General features: G+C 64.9%; 14 protein-coding genes. 13 read left to right on the top strand and 1 reads right to left on the bottom strand.

Going from position 1 to position 17,964, the window contains the following annotated elements:
* Positions 1-366: 366 nt before the first annotated feature.
* The 5 genes from VMJ11_RS33950 to cydC are packed head-to-tail and all read left to right on the top strand — an operon-like array spanning position 367 to position 6,859.
* Complete coding sequence (locus VMJ11_RS33950) at positions 367-1,965, top strand: cytochrome ubiquinol oxidase subunit I (RefSeq protein WP_325625569.1); 1,599 nt, start codon at positions 367-369, stop codon at positions 1,963-1,965.
* On the top strand, positions 1,965-3,101 hold the full coding sequence (gene cydB, locus VMJ11_RS33945; protein ID WP_325625568.1) for a cytochrome d ubiquinol oxidase subunit II: 1,137 nt from the start codon (positions 1,965-1,967) through the stop codon (positions 3,099-3,101). Before VMJ11_RS33950 ends, cydB begins: the two co-directional genes overlap by 1 nt.
* Before the next feature lie 12 nt (positions 3,102-3,113).
* Complete coding sequence (locus VMJ11_RS33940) at positions 3,114-3,296, top strand: hypothetical protein (protein WP_325625566.1); 183 nt, start codon at positions 3,114-3,116, stop codon at positions 3,294-3,296.
* Positions 3,297-3,320: 24 nt separating this feature from the next.
* Positions 3,321-5,135, top strand: coding sequence for a thiol reductant ABC exporter subunit CydD (gene cydD, locus VMJ11_RS33935; RefSeq protein WP_325625565.1), 1,815 nt, complete (start codon positions 3,321-3,323; stop codon positions 5,133-5,135).
* Complete coding sequence (gene cydC, locus VMJ11_RS33930; RefSeq protein WP_325625564.1) at positions 5,132-6,859, top strand: thiol reductant ABC exporter subunit CydC; 1,728 nt, start codon at positions 5,132-5,134, stop codon at positions 6,857-6,859. The genes cydD and cydC overlap by 4 nt, the downstream gene beginning before the upstream one ends.
* Positions 6,860-6,914: 55 nt before the next feature.
* Here cydC and VMJ11_RS33925 read toward each other — a convergent pair whose 3' ends face one another.
* Positions 6,915-7,232: a hypothetical protein gene (locus VMJ11_RS33925; protein ID WP_325625562.1), complete on the bottom strand. Its 318-nt coding sequence runs from the start codon at positions 7,230-7,232 to the stop codon at positions 6,915-6,917.
* A 325-nt stretch (positions 7,233-7,557) separates the two neighbouring features.
* On the opposite strand from VMJ11_RS33925, the gene VMJ11_RS33920 reads away from it, so the two are divergent.
* The 8 genes from VMJ11_RS33920 to VMJ11_RS33885 all read left to right on the top strand — a co-directional run bounded on the left by VMJ11_RS33920 (position 7,558) and on the right by VMJ11_RS33885 (position 17,869).
* Positions 7,558-8,718 (top strand): porin, encoded by a 1,161-nt coding sequence (locus VMJ11_RS33920; protein WP_325625561.1) that lies wholly within the window; start codon positions 7,558-7,560, stop codon positions 8,716-8,718.
* A 260-nt stretch (positions 8,719-8,978) separates the two neighbouring features.
* Positions 8,979-9,407 carry a MarR family winged helix-turn-helix transcriptional regulator gene (locus VMJ11_RS33915; protein WP_325625560.1) on the top strand — a complete coding sequence of 143 codons (429 nt, stop codon included), beginning with the start codon at positions 8,979-8,981 and terminating at the stop codon, positions 9,405-9,407.
* A 65-nt stretch (positions 9,408-9,472) separates the two neighbouring features.
* Positions 9,473-10,741, top strand: coding sequence for a M20 family metallopeptidase (locus VMJ11_RS33910; protein WP_325625558.1), 1,269 nt, complete (start codon positions 9,473-9,475; stop codon positions 10,739-10,741).
* 32 nt (positions 10,742-10,773) lie between these two features.
* Positions 10,774-11,466: a trimeric intracellular cation channel family protein gene (locus VMJ11_RS33905; RefSeq protein ID WP_325625590.1), complete on the top strand. Its 693-nt coding sequence runs from the start codon at positions 10,774-10,776 to the stop codon at positions 11,464-11,466.
* A gap of 435 nt (positions 11,467-11,901) precedes the next feature.
* Entirely contained in the window at positions 11,902-13,005 is a 1,104-nt protein-coding gene (locus tag VMJ11_RS33900; RefSeq protein WP_325625557.1) for a porin, read from the top strand.
* A 53-nt stretch (positions 13,006-13,058) separates the two neighbouring features.
* Positions 13,059-15,560 (top strand): glucose/quinate/shikimate family membrane-bound PQQ-dependent dehydrogenase, encoded by a 2,502-nt coding sequence (locus VMJ11_RS33895; protein ID WP_325625556.1) that lies wholly within the window; start codon positions 13,059-13,061, stop codon positions 15,558-15,560.
* Positions 15,561-15,714: 154 nt separating this feature from the next.
* On the top strand, positions 15,715-16,743 hold the full coding sequence (locus VMJ11_RS33890) for a porin (RefSeq protein ID WP_414694561.1): 1,029 nt from the start codon (positions 15,715-15,717) through the stop codon (positions 16,741-16,743).
* 661 nt (positions 16,744-17,404) lie between these two features.
* The gene (locus VMJ11_RS33885; RefSeq protein WP_325625554.1) at positions 17,405-17,869 is read left to right on the top strand and encodes a DUF3653 domain-containing protein; all 465 of its coding nucleotides are present in this window, start codon (positions 17,405-17,407) and stop codon (positions 17,867-17,869) included.
* Positions 17,870-17,964: the final 95 nt, after the last annotated feature.

Here is a 17,964-nt window from a genome sequence, read left to right as displayed (position 1 = left end):
CCGCAAGTCTACCCGTGTGGCTTTCAGGGAGGCGCCATCGGCATGGTAGTTCATATATTACGAAACAGACAAACTATTAGAACAATCGGCGTCCGCTAGTTTCGCGATCATTGGCCGTAAATTTCTCTCTGTGTGTCGTTCCGTCGCACGAAATCCATCCCGGATAATTTACTTAATTAAGTAGAATTTGAAATTATCGAGGTGCGGCGTATTTGCGTCCCCCAGGCACCTCGGCCGGGTCTGTCATTGCGATTATCGGGATGTCGGGCGCCCAGCCTCGGGCAGGGATGGCGCGCCGGCGGCTTAGTTCGTCCTTCGTATGCAGGCACCGGGATTCGGCTCGTTTTGCTTATAGCGGAGCATTTCATGATCAACGATACCGTGGTCGAGCTGTCGCGGCTTCAATTCGCCGCCACTGCGCTCTATCACTTTCTCTTCGTCCCCCTGACGCTCGGGCTTAGCTTCCTTCTGGCGGTGATGGAGACGGTTTATGTCATCACGGGGAAAAAGATCTACCGGGAGATCACCCAGTTCTGGAGCGGGTTGTTTCTCATCAATTTCGCACTTGGCGTCGCGACCGGCCTCACCATGGAGTTCGAGTTCGGCACCAACTGGTCGTTCTATTCGGGTTTCGTGGGCGATATCTTCGGCGCGCCGCTGGCGATCGAAGGCCTGATGGCGTTCTTCATGGAGTCGACGTTCGTCGGCCTGATGGCGTTCGGATGGAGCCGCCTGTCGAAAGCACAGCATCTGACCGTCACCTACCTCGTCGCGCTGGGTTCGAACTTCTCGGCGCTCTGGATTCTGGTGGCGAACGGCTTCATGCAGAACCCGCTGGGCGCGGCGTTCAACCCGGTCACCATGCGCATGGAGCTGACGAGCCTCGCGGCGCTCATCTTCAGCGAAGATGCCCAGACGAAATTCGTCCACACCAGCATCGCGGGTTATGTCACGGCCGCCATCTTCGTGACGGGCATCAGCGCGTATTACATGCTGCGCGGGCGCCATATGGAGATCGCCAGGCGCTCGTTCCGCATGGCGAGTCTGTTCGGAGTGCTATCGGTTGCGGGCGTCATCACGCTTGGCGACGCGCTGGGCTTCGTGGGCGGCCACGCCCAACCCTCGAAGCTCGCCGCCATGGAGGCCATGTGGCAGACGGAGCAGGCCCCGGCGCCTTTCAACATCGCGGCGTGGCCTGACCAGGGCGAGCAGCGCAACGCGTGGAGCATCCAGATCCCCTATGTGCTGACGCCGCTCCTCACGCATACGTTCGACACAATCGTTCCCGGCATCGACCGTATCGAAGCCGATGCCGCAGCGCGCATCAGGAACGGCATTCCCGCCGTGAATGCGCTCAAGGTGCTGAGCGCCGATCCGGCCAACGCCGCCGCGCTCTCGCAGTTCAACGCCCATAAGGACGACCTCGGCTATGGCTTCCTCGTGAAGCGCTATGCGAAGGATCAGGACGTTGCGAACGCAACGGACGAGGACATCGCGCGCGCATCGAAGGATGCGATCCCGAACGTGTTCACGATCTTCTGGGTGTTCCGCGTGATGGTCGCGTGCGGCTTGCTGATGCTCGCGTACTTCGTGATTTCGGTGATCCTTTCGCTGCGGGGCGACGTTGCGCGTCAACGCTGGTTCCTGAAGATCGCGCCGTGGATGATCCCGATTCCCTTCATTGCCTGCGAGATGGGCTGGGTGACGGCGGAGGTGGGGCGCCAGCCATGGGCCGTGTTCGGCCTGCTGCCAACCTGGATGTCCGCGTCGACGCATAGCGTGGGCTACATGATCTTCTCGCTCGTGGGCTTCGTCCTGCTCTATACGGTATTCGCCGCCGTGGAGGTCTATCTGATGGTCCGCGCGATCCGCAAGGGTCCGCAGAGCCATCATGCGCAGGAGGACAGCACCACAACGGATCCGGAACTTGCCGCACTGGTCCTCACGACCGAAAAGGAGCATTGATGGAACTCTATCTCGTCTTCAAGGTGCTCTGGTGGTTGCTCCTCGGCGTGCTGTTGATGGGGCTCGCAATCATGGTGGGCATGGACATGGGCGTGGGCGCGATGCTGCGCTACGTGGGCCGCACCGACACGGAGCGGCGCATCGCCCTGAATACGATCGCGCCTCACTGGGACGGCAACCAGGTGTGGTTCATTCTCGGCGGGGGCGCGATATTCGCCGCCTTTCCGCTGATCTACGCCACGGCATTTTCGGGGCTCTACATCGTCATGCTGCTGTTGCTCTGGACGATGATCGTGCGGCCGCTCGGCTTCGAATATCGCAGCAAGCTGTCTTCGCCCGCGTGGCGCAACGCCTGGGACTGGACGCTCGTCGTGAGCGGCGCGGTGCCGATGGTCGTGTACGGCGCCGGCATGGGCAACATGCTGATGGGTGTGCCGTTCCACTTCAGCTGGGACCTGACCTCGTACTACACCGGCAGCTTTCTGAGCCTGCTGAACCCCTTCGCGGTGATGTGCGGCGTGCTCTCGCTTTCGCTTTCGGTATGGATGGGCGGCGCGATGCTGATGGGCCGCACTGCGCGCGGCGCGCTCTGGGACCGTGCAAGGCGTGCGGCAACGGTGGGCGGCCTCGTCGCGATCGTGCTCTTTACTGTCGGCGGCATCTGGGTGAGTCATCTGCAAGGCTACCGGATCGAACACGCCCCGCTGCCGGGCGTCGCGCAGACCCCGCTGCAGCAGAGCGTCACGATGGCCGAAGGCGCATGGTTCGACAACTACCACGCTCACCGGGTGCTGTGGCTCGTGCCGGCTCTTGGCTACGTGGGCATGCTGTTCGGCCTGCTGGCCATTCGCGCCGGCCGCTCGACGCTCGCGTGGTGGCTCGGCGCGCTCGCATGGATCGGCGTGATCGGCACGGCGGGCGTGAGCCTGTTCCCGTTCCTCATGCCGTCGTCGAGCGATCCGTCGCAAAGCCTCACGGTCTGGAATGCCGTTTCGAGCCGCTATACGCTCATGTGGATGACCGGCTGGACGGTCGTGTTCATGCCGGCGGTCGTCGCCTACACCAGCTGGGCGTTCTATGTGATGCGCGGCAAGGTGAAGGCGGAACACGTCGAATCGAATCCGCACGCGTATTAATGGGAGTCAGTGATGAGAACATTGCGACACTTTCTGATATTCATGGCCGCTGCCGTGATTGCCATCGTGCTCGGCGTGGTGATTGGCGACTATGGCGCCTGGTATTTCTCGTGGCTGATCGGCACGGCGATGATCGTTCTGTTCGCCGTGGCCGGCGGGGTTCTCTTCGACACGCAGGAAAAGGAAGAAACCTGAGCGCTCGCCGCGTGGTATTCAAGCATGTCCAGTCCAGACACCCAATTCAGAAAAGTCATCGACCGCTGGCTCGCGGGTCGCGCTCAGGCCATTCGTGGCGGCGTGGCCTGGGTGGTGTCGTTCGGGCTGGCGGCGGGCATGCTCGTGATGGTGCAGGCGGGCTTGCTCGCGTGGATATTGAGCGCCGTGGTGATCGACGGCGCCGGCCTCGGAAGGGTCTGGCCGGCGCTGGCAGGCATGCTGCCGGTGATTGCGCTGCGCTTCGTCGTGATCCGGCTGGCGGAGCGCTCGGCCTTCCGGGGCGCGGCTTCGATGCGCCTCACGTTGCGTGCCGAACTGCTGCGCAAGATGCAGGCGCTCGGGCCCATGTGGCTGCGCGGCGAGGCGAGCGGGGCGTTGGCCACGCACCTCGTGCAGGGGATCGAGGCGTTGGAGGGCTACTACGCGCGTTGGCTGCCCGGGCGGGCTTTGACCGTGCTGTTGCCCGCCGCGATCCTGATGGCGGTATTTCCCGTCGACCTGACCTCGGGCGTGGTCCTCGTGCTGAGCGCACCGTTGATCCCGCTCTTCATGATCCTGCTCGGCAAAGGCGCGGCCGAGGCCAACCGGCGCCAGTGGAAGCTGCTGAGTGTGCTGGGCGCGCGCTTTCTCGACTCGCTCCAGGGTATTACGACGCTGCGCCTTTTCAATGCCGGTCGGCGCGAGGCGCTCGTCGTGGCGCGGCTGTCCGAGGCGTATCGCAGCAGCACGATGAAGGTGCTGCGCATTGCATTCCTTTCGTCGGTCGTGCTGGAGTTTCTCGCGACGCTCAGCATCGCCGTGGTTGCGGTGCTGGTGGGCTTTCATCTTTTCTACGGAAAAATCCCGCTGCTGCGCGGGCTGTTCGTGCTGCTGCTCGCGCCCGAGTTCTACCTGCCGCTACGCACGCTCGGCAGCCACTATCACGAACGGCTCGACGCGATCGCCGCGGCGGAGCGCGTCATGGACATCCTCGCGCTGCCCACGCCGGCCGAAAGCACGGCGCGCGCACCGGTGCCGGCCGCGAGCGGCTATACGATCCGTTTCGACAACGTCTCCCATGTCTGGTCGTCGGGGCGCCCGGCGCTCGACGGTCTGAATCTCGTGGCCGAAGCGGGCCGCATGACGGCACTCGTCGGTCACAGCGGCGCGGGCAAGAGCACCGTCCTCAACCTCCTGCTCGGGTTCGCGCCCGCCACGGCTGGAACCCTGGCGGTCAACGGGCAACCTCTCGACGAGACCGATCTCGACGACTGGCGATCGCGCGTCGCGTGGGTGCCGCAGCGCGCGCACGTTTTCGCGGGCACGGTGCTGGAGAATCTGCGCATTGCACGCCCGGATGCGGACTTCGCAGCCGTGCGCGCAGCCGCGACAGACGCCGGCGCGGACGAGTTCATCGAGGCGCTCCCGCACGGCTACGACACCCAGCTCGGCGAGCGTGGGGCCGGGCTTTCCGGCGGGCAGATCCAGCGGCTCGCGCTGGCGCGCGCTTTTCTGAGGAACGCGCCTGTCCTGCTGCTCGACGAACCCACCGCGAGCCTCGACAACGAAACCCAGGCGAGAATTCACGATGCGTTGCGGCGTCTCGCAACAGGCCGAACGGTGCTGCTGATCGCACACCGCATGAGCACGGCGGCGCTTGCGGATACCATTGTAGTGATGGAGCAGGGCAAGGCTGTGCAGTCTGGCTCGCACGAGCAGCTTCTGGCGAATGAAGGTGTGTACCGGCGGCTTGTCGAGGCCGGAATTGCCGGGTTGGATGAGCTCGCAGACGAGCGGGCCGATGAACGGGCCGATGAGCGCGACGAGGTCCGGTCATGAAAATACCGGCTGACAGCGCGCGTTCCACGAGGCAAGCGCGCGCGAGCACATGGGCGGATCTGATGCGCCTCATGGCGCTCTTTCGCCCTTATTGGCAGTGGATGGCGGCCGGCGCCGCGCTCTCGCTCGCGACCGTGCTCGCAAACGTCGCGCTGATGGCCATTTCCGGATGGTTCATCGCATCGATGGCGCTGGCGGGCGTGACGCAGGTCGCCTTCGACTATTTCACGCCGGCCGCGTTGATCCGCGCGTGCGCGATCGTCCGCACGGGCGGGCGCTACGCCGAGCGTCTCGTCACCCACGAGGCGACATTCCGGCTGCTCGCCCGCTTGCGCGTGTGGTTCTACGTTCGCATCGAACCGCTCGCGCCTGCGGGCCTCGAACGCGTTCGCGCAGCGGATCTCGTCACGCGCATCCAGTCCGACATCGACAGCCTCAGCAATCTCTATCTGCGCACGCTCGTACCCGTGGCGACGGGGGGCGTGGGGATACTCGTCATCGTTGCCGTGGCTGCTGCTTTCAGTGGTCCGGTTGCGGCGGTCGCGCTGCTGTTCCTGCTGCTGGCGGGTGTCGCGCTGCCCTGGCTGGCCCTCGTCTGGACGCGCGAGCCGGCGAGTGCAGGTGTCGCCCTGCGCGCAGAGCTGCAAGAGGCCGTGGTGGACAACCTGCAGGGCCTCGCGGAGCTGCAGGTTTACGGCGCGGCGGCCGCTTACGCTCAACGGGTCGATCAGCTCTCGACGCAACTGGTCGGGCAGCAGGAACGACTCAGCCGCGCGAGGGGAGTCTCTCAAGGCGCGCTTGCCGTGTGTGCCTCCGGCGCGATGTGGTTCGCGTTGCTGCTCGTCATTCCGGGTGTGACGGCTTCCACGCTTGCACCCGCGGATTGCGCCATGCTGGCTTTGCTGGTGCTCGCGAGTTTCGAGGCGGTCATGCCCATCTCCACCGCCTTGCAGCTTTTGGGGGAGAGTCTTGCCGCGGCGCGCCGGATTTTCGATCTGGTGGATGCGAAACCAGACGTGCAGGACCCGCCGCAGCCGCAGCCCATACCGGACGGGAGCGATCTGGTCGTCAGCAATCTGGGATTCCGTTACGACGAAGCGCTTCCGTGGGTGCTGCGCGATGTTTCGTTCCACCTCCCTGCCGGTGGCCGGATTGCGATCGTGGGGGCGAGCGGGGCAGGAAAGAGCACGCTGGTCGAACTCCTGTTGCGCATGCGCGAATATTCGGCTGGACGCATCGAACTGAACGGCGTCGATTTGCGCGATTGCGCTGCCGAAGCCGTGCGCGAGCGAATCGCAGTCGTCTCGCAGGACGCGTACCTCTTCAACGACACGATCCGGGCCAATTTGCTGATCGCCCGTCCGCACGCCGATCAGGCACGTCTGGAAGCGGCGTGCCGCGATGTCCAGTTGCACGATTTCATCTGCAGCCTGCCGCAGGGTTACGACACGCAAATCGGGGAGGCAGGCACGCGGCTCTCCGGTGGGCAGGCCCGGCGGCTCGCCATTGCGCGCGCCCTGTTGCGCGATGCGCCTGTTCTCGTTTTGGACGAACCCACGGAGGGGCTGGACACGGTTACCGAGCAGGCGCTCATGTCCGCCATTACGAAGCTGATGGACGGCCGAAGCGTGCTCCTCATCACGCACAAGATGACGGGCATTACGCGGCAGTTCGGCAATGTTCTTCAGCTGGAGACATGTCAGAGCAAGCCTGCTGCCTTGTGAGCGGCGCCTTCGCATCTCCTGGCGATAAGCCGGATCAGGCGGACAATTTTCAAAATTAACAGGAATGCAAAATTAACTGTGGCGGCGGGGACAGGCGCGTCCGCTGCGTGAACGCGTCAAGGCCGGGCTTATTTCGAATGGCTTTGATATAAGACATCAGGTCCCGCATTAGAAAGATCAAGCGCGACGAGGAAGAATCAAACGCATCCGGAGAGCTGATTTCCGCCGCATTGGTCACGACGGATATTCGGTGTTTCTCATCGCCTTTAATGCGCCAGGCTGAAAGCGTTGTGTAATTTTTCTTCGATTCACAAATTTCGCCGCCTGTGAATTGCATGCGAGAGTTAATAACCGATTCGCGGTATTCGCACACGGCACATTCCGTGGCGAGCGTCGAGGCCCGTCCGAAGCGGTTGTGCCATTGACGCCACGCCGCCGTATTTTCAACACCATTTTTATTTTCGACACCCTATGATGCGGGTGTTCGTTTCGAGCCGCCACTCGTCGCGGAACTTCCATTCTGTCATTGCATTTTCAACACCGATGAATTGCGTAACCCGCAATAATCGTCGGCGGCTATTCTTTGGCTTTTGAAATCTGCACCGAAATGGAATGCGCGTGTATGACCTGCACTTCGATGGTGCCGGCTGCCTGAATTCGATGCACTAACCCACCGCTTAAACCCGGAGTCTACAAACATGAAAAAATCGCTAATCGCCGCGGCACTCTTCAGCGCTTTCGCCATCTCGGCGCACGCGCAAAGCAGCGTGACCCTCTACGGCCTGATCGATACCGGCATCGTCTACACGAACAACCAGTTCGGCCACAGCAACTGGCAAATGAACACCAGCTCCACGCAGAACACGGTGTTCGGCCTGAAGGGATCGGAGGATCTGGGTGGCGGCCTGCATACGGTCTTCAAGCTCGAGCAAGGCTTCCTGCTGAACAACGGCGCCCAGGCCTTCTCGGGCAGCGCTTTTGGCTCGCAGGCCTGGGTCGGCCTGCAAAGCGACCCGTACGGGACGCTCACGTTCGGCCGCCAGTTCGACGTGATGAACGACCTCGTGGGCCCGCTCACGGCCGGGTCCAACACGTGGGGCGGCAATATCGCGGCGCACCCGTTCGAGAACGACAACCTCGCGGCGAACTCGGTGGTCGTCAACAACTCCGTCAAGTACGCGAGCCCGGCGTGGCACGGCGTGACGGTCGAGACGATGTACTCGTTCAGCAACAAGGCCGGTGACTTCGCGAACAACCGCTCTTACGGCTTCGCGCTTGCGTACAACCAGGGCCCGGTGAACCTCGCAGCCGGCTACCTGCAGTTCAACAACGCAGGCGCCGGCAGCGGCGCGGTCACCACCGGCGACACGAGCGCGAACTTCCTCTCGGAGCGTCAGCGCGTCTGGTCGCTCGGCGGCAACTACACGTATGGTCCGGCCACGGTGGGCCTCGTCTGGAGCCACACGCAAATCGACAACGTCGCGGGCGTGTTCTCGTTCGGCACGGGCACCTATCTCGGCGCGAACGACGACTCCGCCGGCTCGCTCGCCGGTTCGCTGCGTCTGGACAACTACGAAGTCAACGTGAAATACGCGCTTACGCCGGCATGGACGGTCTCGGGCGCTTACACGTACACGCACGGCGCGTACAACGGCTCGGCGCCGGGCTGGAACACGGCCATGCTGCAGACGGATTACGCCGTCAGCAAGCGCACCGACTTCTATCTGGAAGGCGTGTATCAGAACGTGCACGGCGCGCCGGCCGACTCCGTGCTCTCGCACGCGATGATCAACACGCTCTCGCCGTCGTCGAACGATACGCAGGTCGCCGTCACGGTGGGCATGCGCCACGCGTTCTAAATGCCTTCGGGCAGCTAACGCCGGCTGATTTCGTTGGCCGGTCCAGCCTTCTTGCGGGCGGGCATCTGACCCCGCCCGCTACGGCCTCCTGCGCGGCGGCTCTCCATTCGAGTGGAGGCCCGCCGCGCAGTCGCATTCGCACATCCCCACGAACCTTCCCTTGTCCAAATAGTTGAAATTTTCAACTATTTGACTATACTGGCGCTCAGTTGCCGGGTGGCCGGCCGCCAAGTGGGTCGTGGCACCCTGGGAGCGCGCGTTTGTACTCCGATTTCCTCACGTTCAGGCTCGATCAGACCAGCGCTCTCCTGATGGAGCGCGCCAACGCGGTCTATCGCGAGCGCTGGGATCTCGACGTGCGCGCCATGCGCGTGCTGCGCATCATCCGCGCCGAGCCCGGCATCACGCCCAAAGCGGTGTCGCAGTGCGCACTCATCGAAAAGACGCTGCTCTCGAAAACGCTCGCGGAGCTCGAATCGCGCGGCTTGATCGCACGTGGCACGCACGTGGCGGACCGGCGCAGCGTCGCGCTGCGCGCCACGCCCGAGGGCGTGAAAGTGGCGAATGCATCGGAAAAAGCGGGTTCGAAGCTCGAATCCGAGCTTGCCGCCGTGCTTACCGATCGCGAGCGCCAGACGCTAGACCAACTGCTCGCCAAGCTCGCGCAGAGCCTGATCGAAGGCGGCTGAAATCGCGGTCCGTCCGTGTAAGCCTGAAAGTTGTCCATAGGAAAGTTGACCACAAGGAGATGTCAATGCCGAATCTGGTCGAAACACTGACGCCCGCCATCGGCGCGCTGTTGCCCGAACTCGAATCGATCTACAGGGACCTGCACCAGCATCCCGAACTGTCGATGCAGGAGTTCCGCACCGCGTCGCTCGTCGCGGAGCGCATGGAAAAGCTCGGCTACGAGGTCGCGCGCGAAGTGGGCGTGACGGGCGTCGTGGCCATGCTGCGCAACGGCGAGGGGCCCGTCGTGATGCTGCGCGCGGATATGGACGCGCTGCCCGTGACCGAAGCCACGGGTCTGCCGTATGCGAGCACGGTGACGACGAAGGACGAAGAGGGCGCGCAGGTGGGCGTGGCGCACGCGTGCGGCCACGACATGCACGTGACCTGGCTCCTTGGCGTGGCGCAACTCATGGCGGCGCATCGCGACGCATGGAGCGGCACGCTGCTTGCCGTGTTCCAGCCGGGCGAGGAAGTGGGGCGCGGCGCGCGCAGCATGATGGACGACGGCATGAAGACGCGCTTTCCGAAGCCCGACGTGATTCTCGGCCAGCATGTGATGGTGGGCCCGGCGGGCACGGTGGGCTATCGCAGCGGCGCGATTCTCTCGGCCGGCGACAGCCTCAAGGTGAAGCTCTTCGGGCGCGGCTCGCACGGCTCGCAGCCGCAGACCTCGATCGATCCGGTCATCATGGCGGCTTCCACCACGCTGCGGCTGCAGACGATCGTCTCGCGCGAAATCGCGCCGAGCGAGACCGCCGTGCTCACGGTGGGGGCGCTGCAAGCGGGCACGAAGGAAAACATCATCCCCGACGACGCCACGCTCAAGCTCAACATGCGCACCTTCGACGACGACGTGCGCGAATACATGCTCGGCGCGATCCGCCGCATCTGCTGCGCGGAATGCGCGGCTTCGAACGCGCCGCGCGAGCCGGAATTCACGACGCTCTCGAGTTACCCGCTCACGGTGAACGACGCGGCCACCACGGCGCGCTTGCGCACGGCTTTCGAGGCGTGGTTCGGCGAGCGTGCGTACGAGGCGCAGCCGGCCGCCGCCAGCGAAGACTTCAGCGTGTTCGGCCGCGAATGGGGCGTGCCGTACGCATTCTGGTTCGTCGGCGGCACGGACCCGGAAGTCTTTGTGAAAGCGCAGGCTGCGAAGAAGCTCAACGAAATCCCGAGCAATCATTCGCCGATGTTCGCGCCGGTGCTCGAGCCCACGCTGCGCACGGGCCTCGAGGCGATGCTGTGCGCAGCCGGTGCGTGGCTCGGCCGCGAAAGCGAGGCGGCGTGAGCGTAGAGCTGGGCGCGCACGTCGGCGCGCATATCAACACTCATACGGCGTATACGCTCGTCGATCTCATCGGCACGTTCGCGTTTGCGATTTCCGGGGCCGTGGCCGCCAGACAGCGGCGGCTCGATCTCTTCGGCATCATCGTCGTGAGCTTCATGGTGGCCTGCGGCGGCGGCATCGTGCGCGATCTGTGCATCGGCGCGGTTCCGCCCGTGGGGCTTGCGAACTGGGCCTATCTCGCGGTATCGGTGCTGGCCGCGGCGCTGACCATCGCGGCCTATCCGCAGGTGCGGCGGCTGCGTCATCCCGTGCTGCTGTTCGATGCGATCGGGCTCGGGCTCTTCGCCGTCGCGGGCGCGCAGAAGGCGCTCGAGTACAGCCAGAGCGCGGAGCCGGCCATCCTGCTCGGTATCGTGAGCGCAGTGGGCGGCGGCGTGATGCGCGACGTGCTGCTCTCGCGCGTGCCGGCCATTCTCGAGCGCGAGATCTACGCCTCGGCGGCGCTGCTTGGCGCAGCCGTCCAGGTGGGGCTCACGTATGCGGGCTGGTCGCCATTCTGGACGCCATGGGTGGCCGTGACTTCCTGTGTGGCATTGCGGCTTGCTTCGCTCTATTACGGCTGGCGCTTGCCGGTTTTCCATGCCATGAGGGCGGCGCAGCCGGCGGGCAGCGCCGATGCGGCGAAGCGCCTGGAGCAGGCGGATTCGCGGCAGGATTCACGCTAGGGCGCGAAAAGTTGAGGTTGCCGGTGACCGTTGTCGCATCGCCGGGCAGCGGTTCGGTGCCGACGATTCCCTTCTGAAAGTCGATTACGACGAGCGGCGCGGTGGTCATGGCGATCGTCCGTTGAAAGCGCCCGTTCCCGCGCGCGGCGAGCCTTGCGGCGCAAGACCGATGCGTGGCGCATGGTATGCCGGAGGGCGCGGCACGCAACGTGCTACGCGATCGCTGCAACTCTGGCGCTCGCGCGCCCGATCATCGTCCGCCGTTCAGCCAGAGAGCGGGCTTCTCCGCGACGCGCTATCCTTTTTCGCGCGTGATGCGTCCGGCATGGGCCCTGTGTCCCGATGCGCGTTGAGCGCTCGCGCGCCGGCTTGTCTGCACGTTATTCGCCCCGGCATGGACCGGACTACGAAAGAAGACTCCACGAAGGAGTTGACGTGAAAACGACTCTGGGCGCTGTGGCGCTGCTCGCCGCCAGTTCGGCCGCCAGCGCACAAACGAGTGTCACGATGTACGGCCGCGTGGACGGCGGCATCGAATACGTCAATCACATCGCCAACGGCAACGGCGGCAGTTCGACTCGCTGGAGCGCCGAAGGCGGCGACTGGGGCACCAGCATGCTCGGCTTCAAGGGAACCGAAGACCTGGGTGGCGGCAGTGCTGCATTGTTCACCCTCGAAACCGCGCTGCAGATCATGAACGGCACCACGGGCGGCGGACGCCTCTTCTCGCGCCGCGCGTATGTGGGCCTCAAGAACGAGACGTGGGGGCAACTGCAGGCCGGGCGCAATCTCTTCATCGACAGCGACGGCGTATGGGAATTCGATCCGTTCGTGCAGCAGGCGGTGTCGTCGGCTTCGCTCGTGCGCGGGCGCAACTGGCAGCAAACGAGCAACAACGTCGAATATCACAGCCCCGTGTGGCACGGCTTCGACGTGCAGGGTCAGTATGCATTCGGCAATCAGCCGGGCGCCTTCAACAGCGGTGCCGAAGGCGAATTCGGCCGCTCGGACGGCATCATGCTTTCGTATCACTCGCCGCTCTTCGACATGCGCGGCATCTATGACGAATTGCGCGATTCGAACGGACGCTTCTCCAATATCTTCACGGCCTCGCGCGAATACTTCGTGGGCGCGAACCTGCGCGTGCAGAAGTTCAAGATCCAGGCTGCGTACACACATTATTCGGCGCCCGATACGCCGCCGGGACTATCCGATACCGCCGATCATTACTGGCTCGGCGCGACCTATCAGGCCACGCCGAAGTGGGCCGTGACGGCCGCGGGCTTCTATATTCACGTGGGCGAGGGCGAAGGCGACGTCTCGCACGACCCCGCCAGCCACGCCATGCTCTATGCGCTTGGCACTACGTACAACCTGAGCGCGCGCACGTTTCTCTATGGCACGCTCGCGTATGTGAACAACAGCCACAACGGCACGTTCTCGGTGTTCGCCACGCCGCGCGACTCGAGCACGCCCACGAGCCCGCTGCCCGGCGAATCGCAGACGGGGGCCTACGTCGGCATGATGCACGTGTTCTGAGTCCACGCTTTTCCCGCCACCGCAGACGGTACTTTTCGAGGAAGGTTCAGACCATGGCCAGACAATCGAAACCGCTGGGCGTCATCGGCGTCATTTCCGTGCTGTTCACGCTGCTTACCGCGATCTATCTGCTCGTTGGCGGCGCGTGGCTGCTTTCGCTCGGCGGCTCGGCGTATTACGTCGTGACCGGCGTCGCGCTGCTCGTCGTCGCCTGGCTGCTGTGGCGGGCGAGCGCCGCGTCGTTCGTGCTCTATGCGCTCGTGCTGATCGGCACGGCGGTCTGGGGGCTCTGGGAGTCGGGGCCCGACTTGTGGGCGCTCGTGCCGCGCTCAGGCGTGCTGGTCATTTTCGGCGTGTGGCTGCTGGTGCTCATGAGCTGGCATCTGGAGAGGCCGCGCAAGACGGGCGTGGTCGCGCTCCTGGCCGGGCTCGTAGTGTGGGGCGGGGTGCTCGCCTATGCGCACTTCAACGACCCGCAGCAGATCAACGGCACGCTGTCTGCTTACACGGGCACCGTCGCGCCGAACCCGAACGGCATCCAGCCTTCCGAGTGGCCCGCCTATGGCCGCGACCAGCAAGGCACACGCTATTCGCCGCTGCAGCAGATCACACCCGAGAATGCGAAGAACCTCCAGCTCGCCTGGGCCTTCCGCACGGGCGACACGAAGGGGCCCAACGATCCGGTCGAGATCACCAACGAGGTCACGCCGATCAAGATCGGCGACCTGCTTTACCTATGCTCGCCGCACCAGATCCTGTTCGCGCTCGACGCGCAGACGGGCGAGCTCAAATGGAAGTTCGATCCCAAGCTCCATGCTGATCCGTCGTTCCAGCACGTGACCTGCCGGGGCGTGTCGTTTATCGACCTTTCGGCGAGCGCGGTGGCGACGGGTGATTCGGCCGCTTCGGCCGCTTCGGGCGCCGAGGCCGCTGCGCCCGCAAGCGATCCCGCCGCGGATACGCAGGCGGGGGCGCCTGCCGCGAGCGACGCCACAGCGGCCGCTGCGGCCGCCACCAGCGGCACGAACGGCACCTGCACGCGCCGCATCCTGCTGCCCGTCAACGACGGCCATCTCTATGCGCTCGACGCACTCACGGGCGAGCGTTGCGCGGGCTTCGGCGACAACGGCGACCTCGACCTGCAGCACGCCATGCCGGTGACGACGCCTGGCATGTACGAGCCCACCTCGCCACCCATCGTCACGGGCAAGGTGATCGTCGTGACGGGGGCAGTCGAGGACAACTTCTCGACGCGCGAGCCCTCGGGCGTGATTCGCGGCTTCGACGTGCGCACGGGCGAGCTGCTGTGGGTATTCGATCCGGGCGCGGCGGACCCGAACAAGATTCCGGGGCCGGGCGAGCACTACACGTGGAACTCGCCGAACTCATGGGCGCCGGCCGCCTACGATCCGAAGCTCGATATCGTCTACCTGCCGATGGGCGTGAAGACGCCGGACATCTGGGGCGGCGACCGCACGCCCGACATGGAGCGCTACGCGACGGGTCTGCTCGCACTGCACGCCTCGACGGGCAAGATCGCGTGGTTCTATCAAACGGTCCACCATGACCTTTGGGACATGGACCAGCCCTCGCAGCCCACGCTTGCCGACATCACCGACAAGGACGGCAACACAGTGCCGGTGGTCTACGCGCCCGCGAAAACCGGCAACCTGTTCGTGCTCGACCGCCGCACGGGCGCGCTCGTCGTGCCTGCGCCCGAGATGCCGGTGCCGCAAGGCGCCGCGCCCGGCGATCACGTCTCGCCCACGCAGCCGTTCTCGCAGCTCACGTTCCGCCCGTCGAAGAACCTCACCGACGCCGACATGTGGGGCGCCACGATGTATGACCAGCTCATATGCCGCGTGATGTTCCACAAGCTGCGCTATGAAGGCACGTTCACGCCGCCTTCGTTGCAAGGCTCGCTCATTTTCCCGGGCAACCTCGGCATGTTCGAGTGGGGCGGCCTTGCCATCGACACCGACCGGCAGGTTGCCGTTGCGAACCCGATCGCGCTGCCGTTCGTTTCGCGACTGATTCCGCGCGGGCCGGGCAACCCGATGGAGCCGCAGCCGGGCGCGAAGGGCAGCGGCACGGAGGCGGGCATCCAGCCGCAATATGGCGTGCCTTACGGCGTGACGCTCAACCCGTTCCTCTCGCCGCTCGGCCTGCCGTGCAAGCAGCCGGCGTGGGGCTACATCTCGGCGATCGATCTCAAGACGAACCAGATCGTCTGGAAGAAGCGCATCGGCACCGTGCGCGACAGCTCGCCGCTTCCATTGCCGTTCAGGATGGGCATGCCGATGCTGGGCGGCCCGATGGTGACGGCGGGCGGCGTCATCTTCATCGGCGCGACCGCGGACAACTATCTGCGCGCGTACAACGTGAACGACGGCACGCTGCTGTGGCAGGCCCGGCTGCCTGCCGGCGGCCAGGCCACGCCGATGACGTACGCGGTGAACGGCCGCCAGTTCGTCGTGATCGCGGCGGGCGGGCACGGCTCGTTCGGGACGAAGCTCGGCGACTACGTGATTGCCTACGCGTTGCCGCAACAATGAGCGGCGCGTGCGCCGCCCGGCCTTTTCGGGCGGCCGGCGTTTTCGGCGTGCCTGGGCCTTGCGGATTCTCGATGCGAGGCGCGGTGCACGGGGCGTGCCAGCGGCATCGCAGGCATGCGCGGCGCCGCTCGTGCGGCCGATTCGCCTTGCCTTCATGAAGCCAACGTTGCGCGCGGCGCTCGCCTGGGCGCTCTTGTCGGTCGGCACGTTGCACACGATGAGCGCACACGCGCAAAGCTCGGTCACGCTGTACGGGGCGCTCGATACGAGCATCGAAGTCACCAACCCCGGCGCGGGATGGGTCGCGCGCATGGATTCGGGCGCGTATCGCGGCTCGCGTTTCGGCATGCGCGGCGCGGAAGATCTGGGCGACGGCATCCGAATCCTTTTCGAGCTGGAAAACGGCTTCGGCTCCAACGACGGCACCTTCGCCGTGGCCAACACGATCTTCAACCGCCAGGCATGGATCGGCGTGGGCACGCCCTGGGGCACGATGCGCGTGGGCCGGCAGTATTCGCCGATCTACATCCCGTTCAAGGGGCAACTCGACGCCTTCGGCGCGGGGACCATCGCTTCGGGGCTCGACAACCTCTCCAAGATTACGCCTTACGAAAGCAATGCGATCACATATCTCTCGCCCGACATCTACGGTTTTTCGACCACGCTGATGGCCTCGCTGCGCGATCCCGGCACGGACGGCAACGGGCTCGCCGGCACGGTCGAAACGTTCGAGTGGCGCCACGGGCCGTTTCGCATTTCGTATGCGCACCAGCAGCAAAACGGCGAGGGCGCGTTGCGCGCGAACCTCGGCGGGGTGTCGTACGTATTCGGGCCGGTGACCGGCTATCTCGCGTATTTCAACGGTAACGGCGGCACGCCGCTCTATCACAACGATGGCGTCTCGGTGTCGGCGCGCTATGCCATCACCGCGCGTTTTCGCGCGTCGCTCGGCTACACGTGGCTGCGCGACCGCTCGGGCGGAGACAACGACGCCGACCAGTTCAGCGCCGCCTGCGAATACGACCTCTCTAAGCGCGTGCTGCTATATGCGAGCGCAGGGTGGCTGCGCAACCACGGAGAGGCGATCTTCACGCTGCGTGGCGCGAACGTGACGGGCCTGCCGCCTTCCTGGCCGGGCGCGCCGGTGCGCGGCGTGCAGTTCGGCGTGATCGATCGCTTCTGAAATGTGTGGCGGGAGTGGCCGTCGGGGAGGGAGCTGATTGCTCGATGAGGGTGTTGCGGGCAAGCACACTCGTTGTGTTGGCAGCGGATACGGTGCGCTACTGGAAAATAGCCATACCAGCGGTACAACGGACAAACCGAGCCAGATAGCGAGGCGCTGTGCACGACTGGGTGCCTGGCGCGGGTTAGCGGCGGCTGGTTGCGGGGATGACCGAGCGGAGGTCATGGGATCCTCCTGTGTGACGCCATAGGCTTGTGGGCGCAGGAGGTGTGCCTGGGATGTTTTTTTATTTTACATAACATAAATTATCGACATTGCTGTTACCCCGTGTTGCCGACTGTTACGCAATGGGCTGCATCCTGCAGCAACCGGCAAAACTTTGCAACTATCGGAAAATCTCCGCGATTCTCCATAACTATCATCGGGCCGCGCCCCTTGTCCCGGCTGGGTGCGCCACCGTACTAGGGGTTTTCCCTAGGTCTAAAGGCGAAAGCCCCCTGAAATCCCAATTTCCTGAACTGCGGGGCCTTTTCCGCGCTGTTCGGGGCATCGCGCGCGCGGCCTTTTCCCTACGCTCAGCACCTTTCCGGCCCTTACACGATGACAAGGTATGGTGCAGCCCGCACGCCTCCGTTGTGCAGTCCGTTTCCGGGGGGATGCCATGCTGAACCACCAGCCCCCGAGCCGCGAGGAAGCGCGCGACCTGTGCGATTACGCCGTGAAGGTCGTCGGCCACGAGCAGGCGCTCGCCATCCTGGGCGTGCACCGCACCACGCTGCTGCGCTGGCGCAAGGGCGAGGTCCGCATTCCACACGCCGCGCTCGCGCTGCTGCGGATCTGGCGCGAGGGGCGGCTGCCCGGCATGGGCGATGACTGGCGCGGCTTCTCGTTTTTTGGCGACCGGCTCTACACGCCCGCCGGCATCGGCTACAGCGCGCGCGAGATCGAAGGCTGGCACTGGCAGCAGCAGCACTGCGAGTCGACCAACCGGCGCAATGCGCAGCTGGAGGCGCTGGTGCGTGACCTCTCCGACAAGCTGCAGGCGATCGGCGGGGCCGCCAATGACCGCACCACCGGCCGCCCCGACGCCCCGCCGCCGCGCCCCAAGCGCGTTTCCCTCGGCTAACCCGTGGGCCGCCCCCGCGGCCCGCTTACCGGCGATCCCCGCCACCCACCCACCGCGAACCCACATGAAGAAAATCGCCCTGCTGGCCGCCCTGG

The sequence above is a fragment of the Paraburkholderia sp. genome, assembly GCF_035501035.1.
In the GTDB taxonomy this organism is placed as follows: domain Bacteria; phylum Pseudomonadota; class Gammaproteobacteria; order Burkholderiales; family Burkholderiaceae; genus Paraburkholderia.
This window is presented reverse-complemented; position numbering and strand designations above follow the sequence as displayed.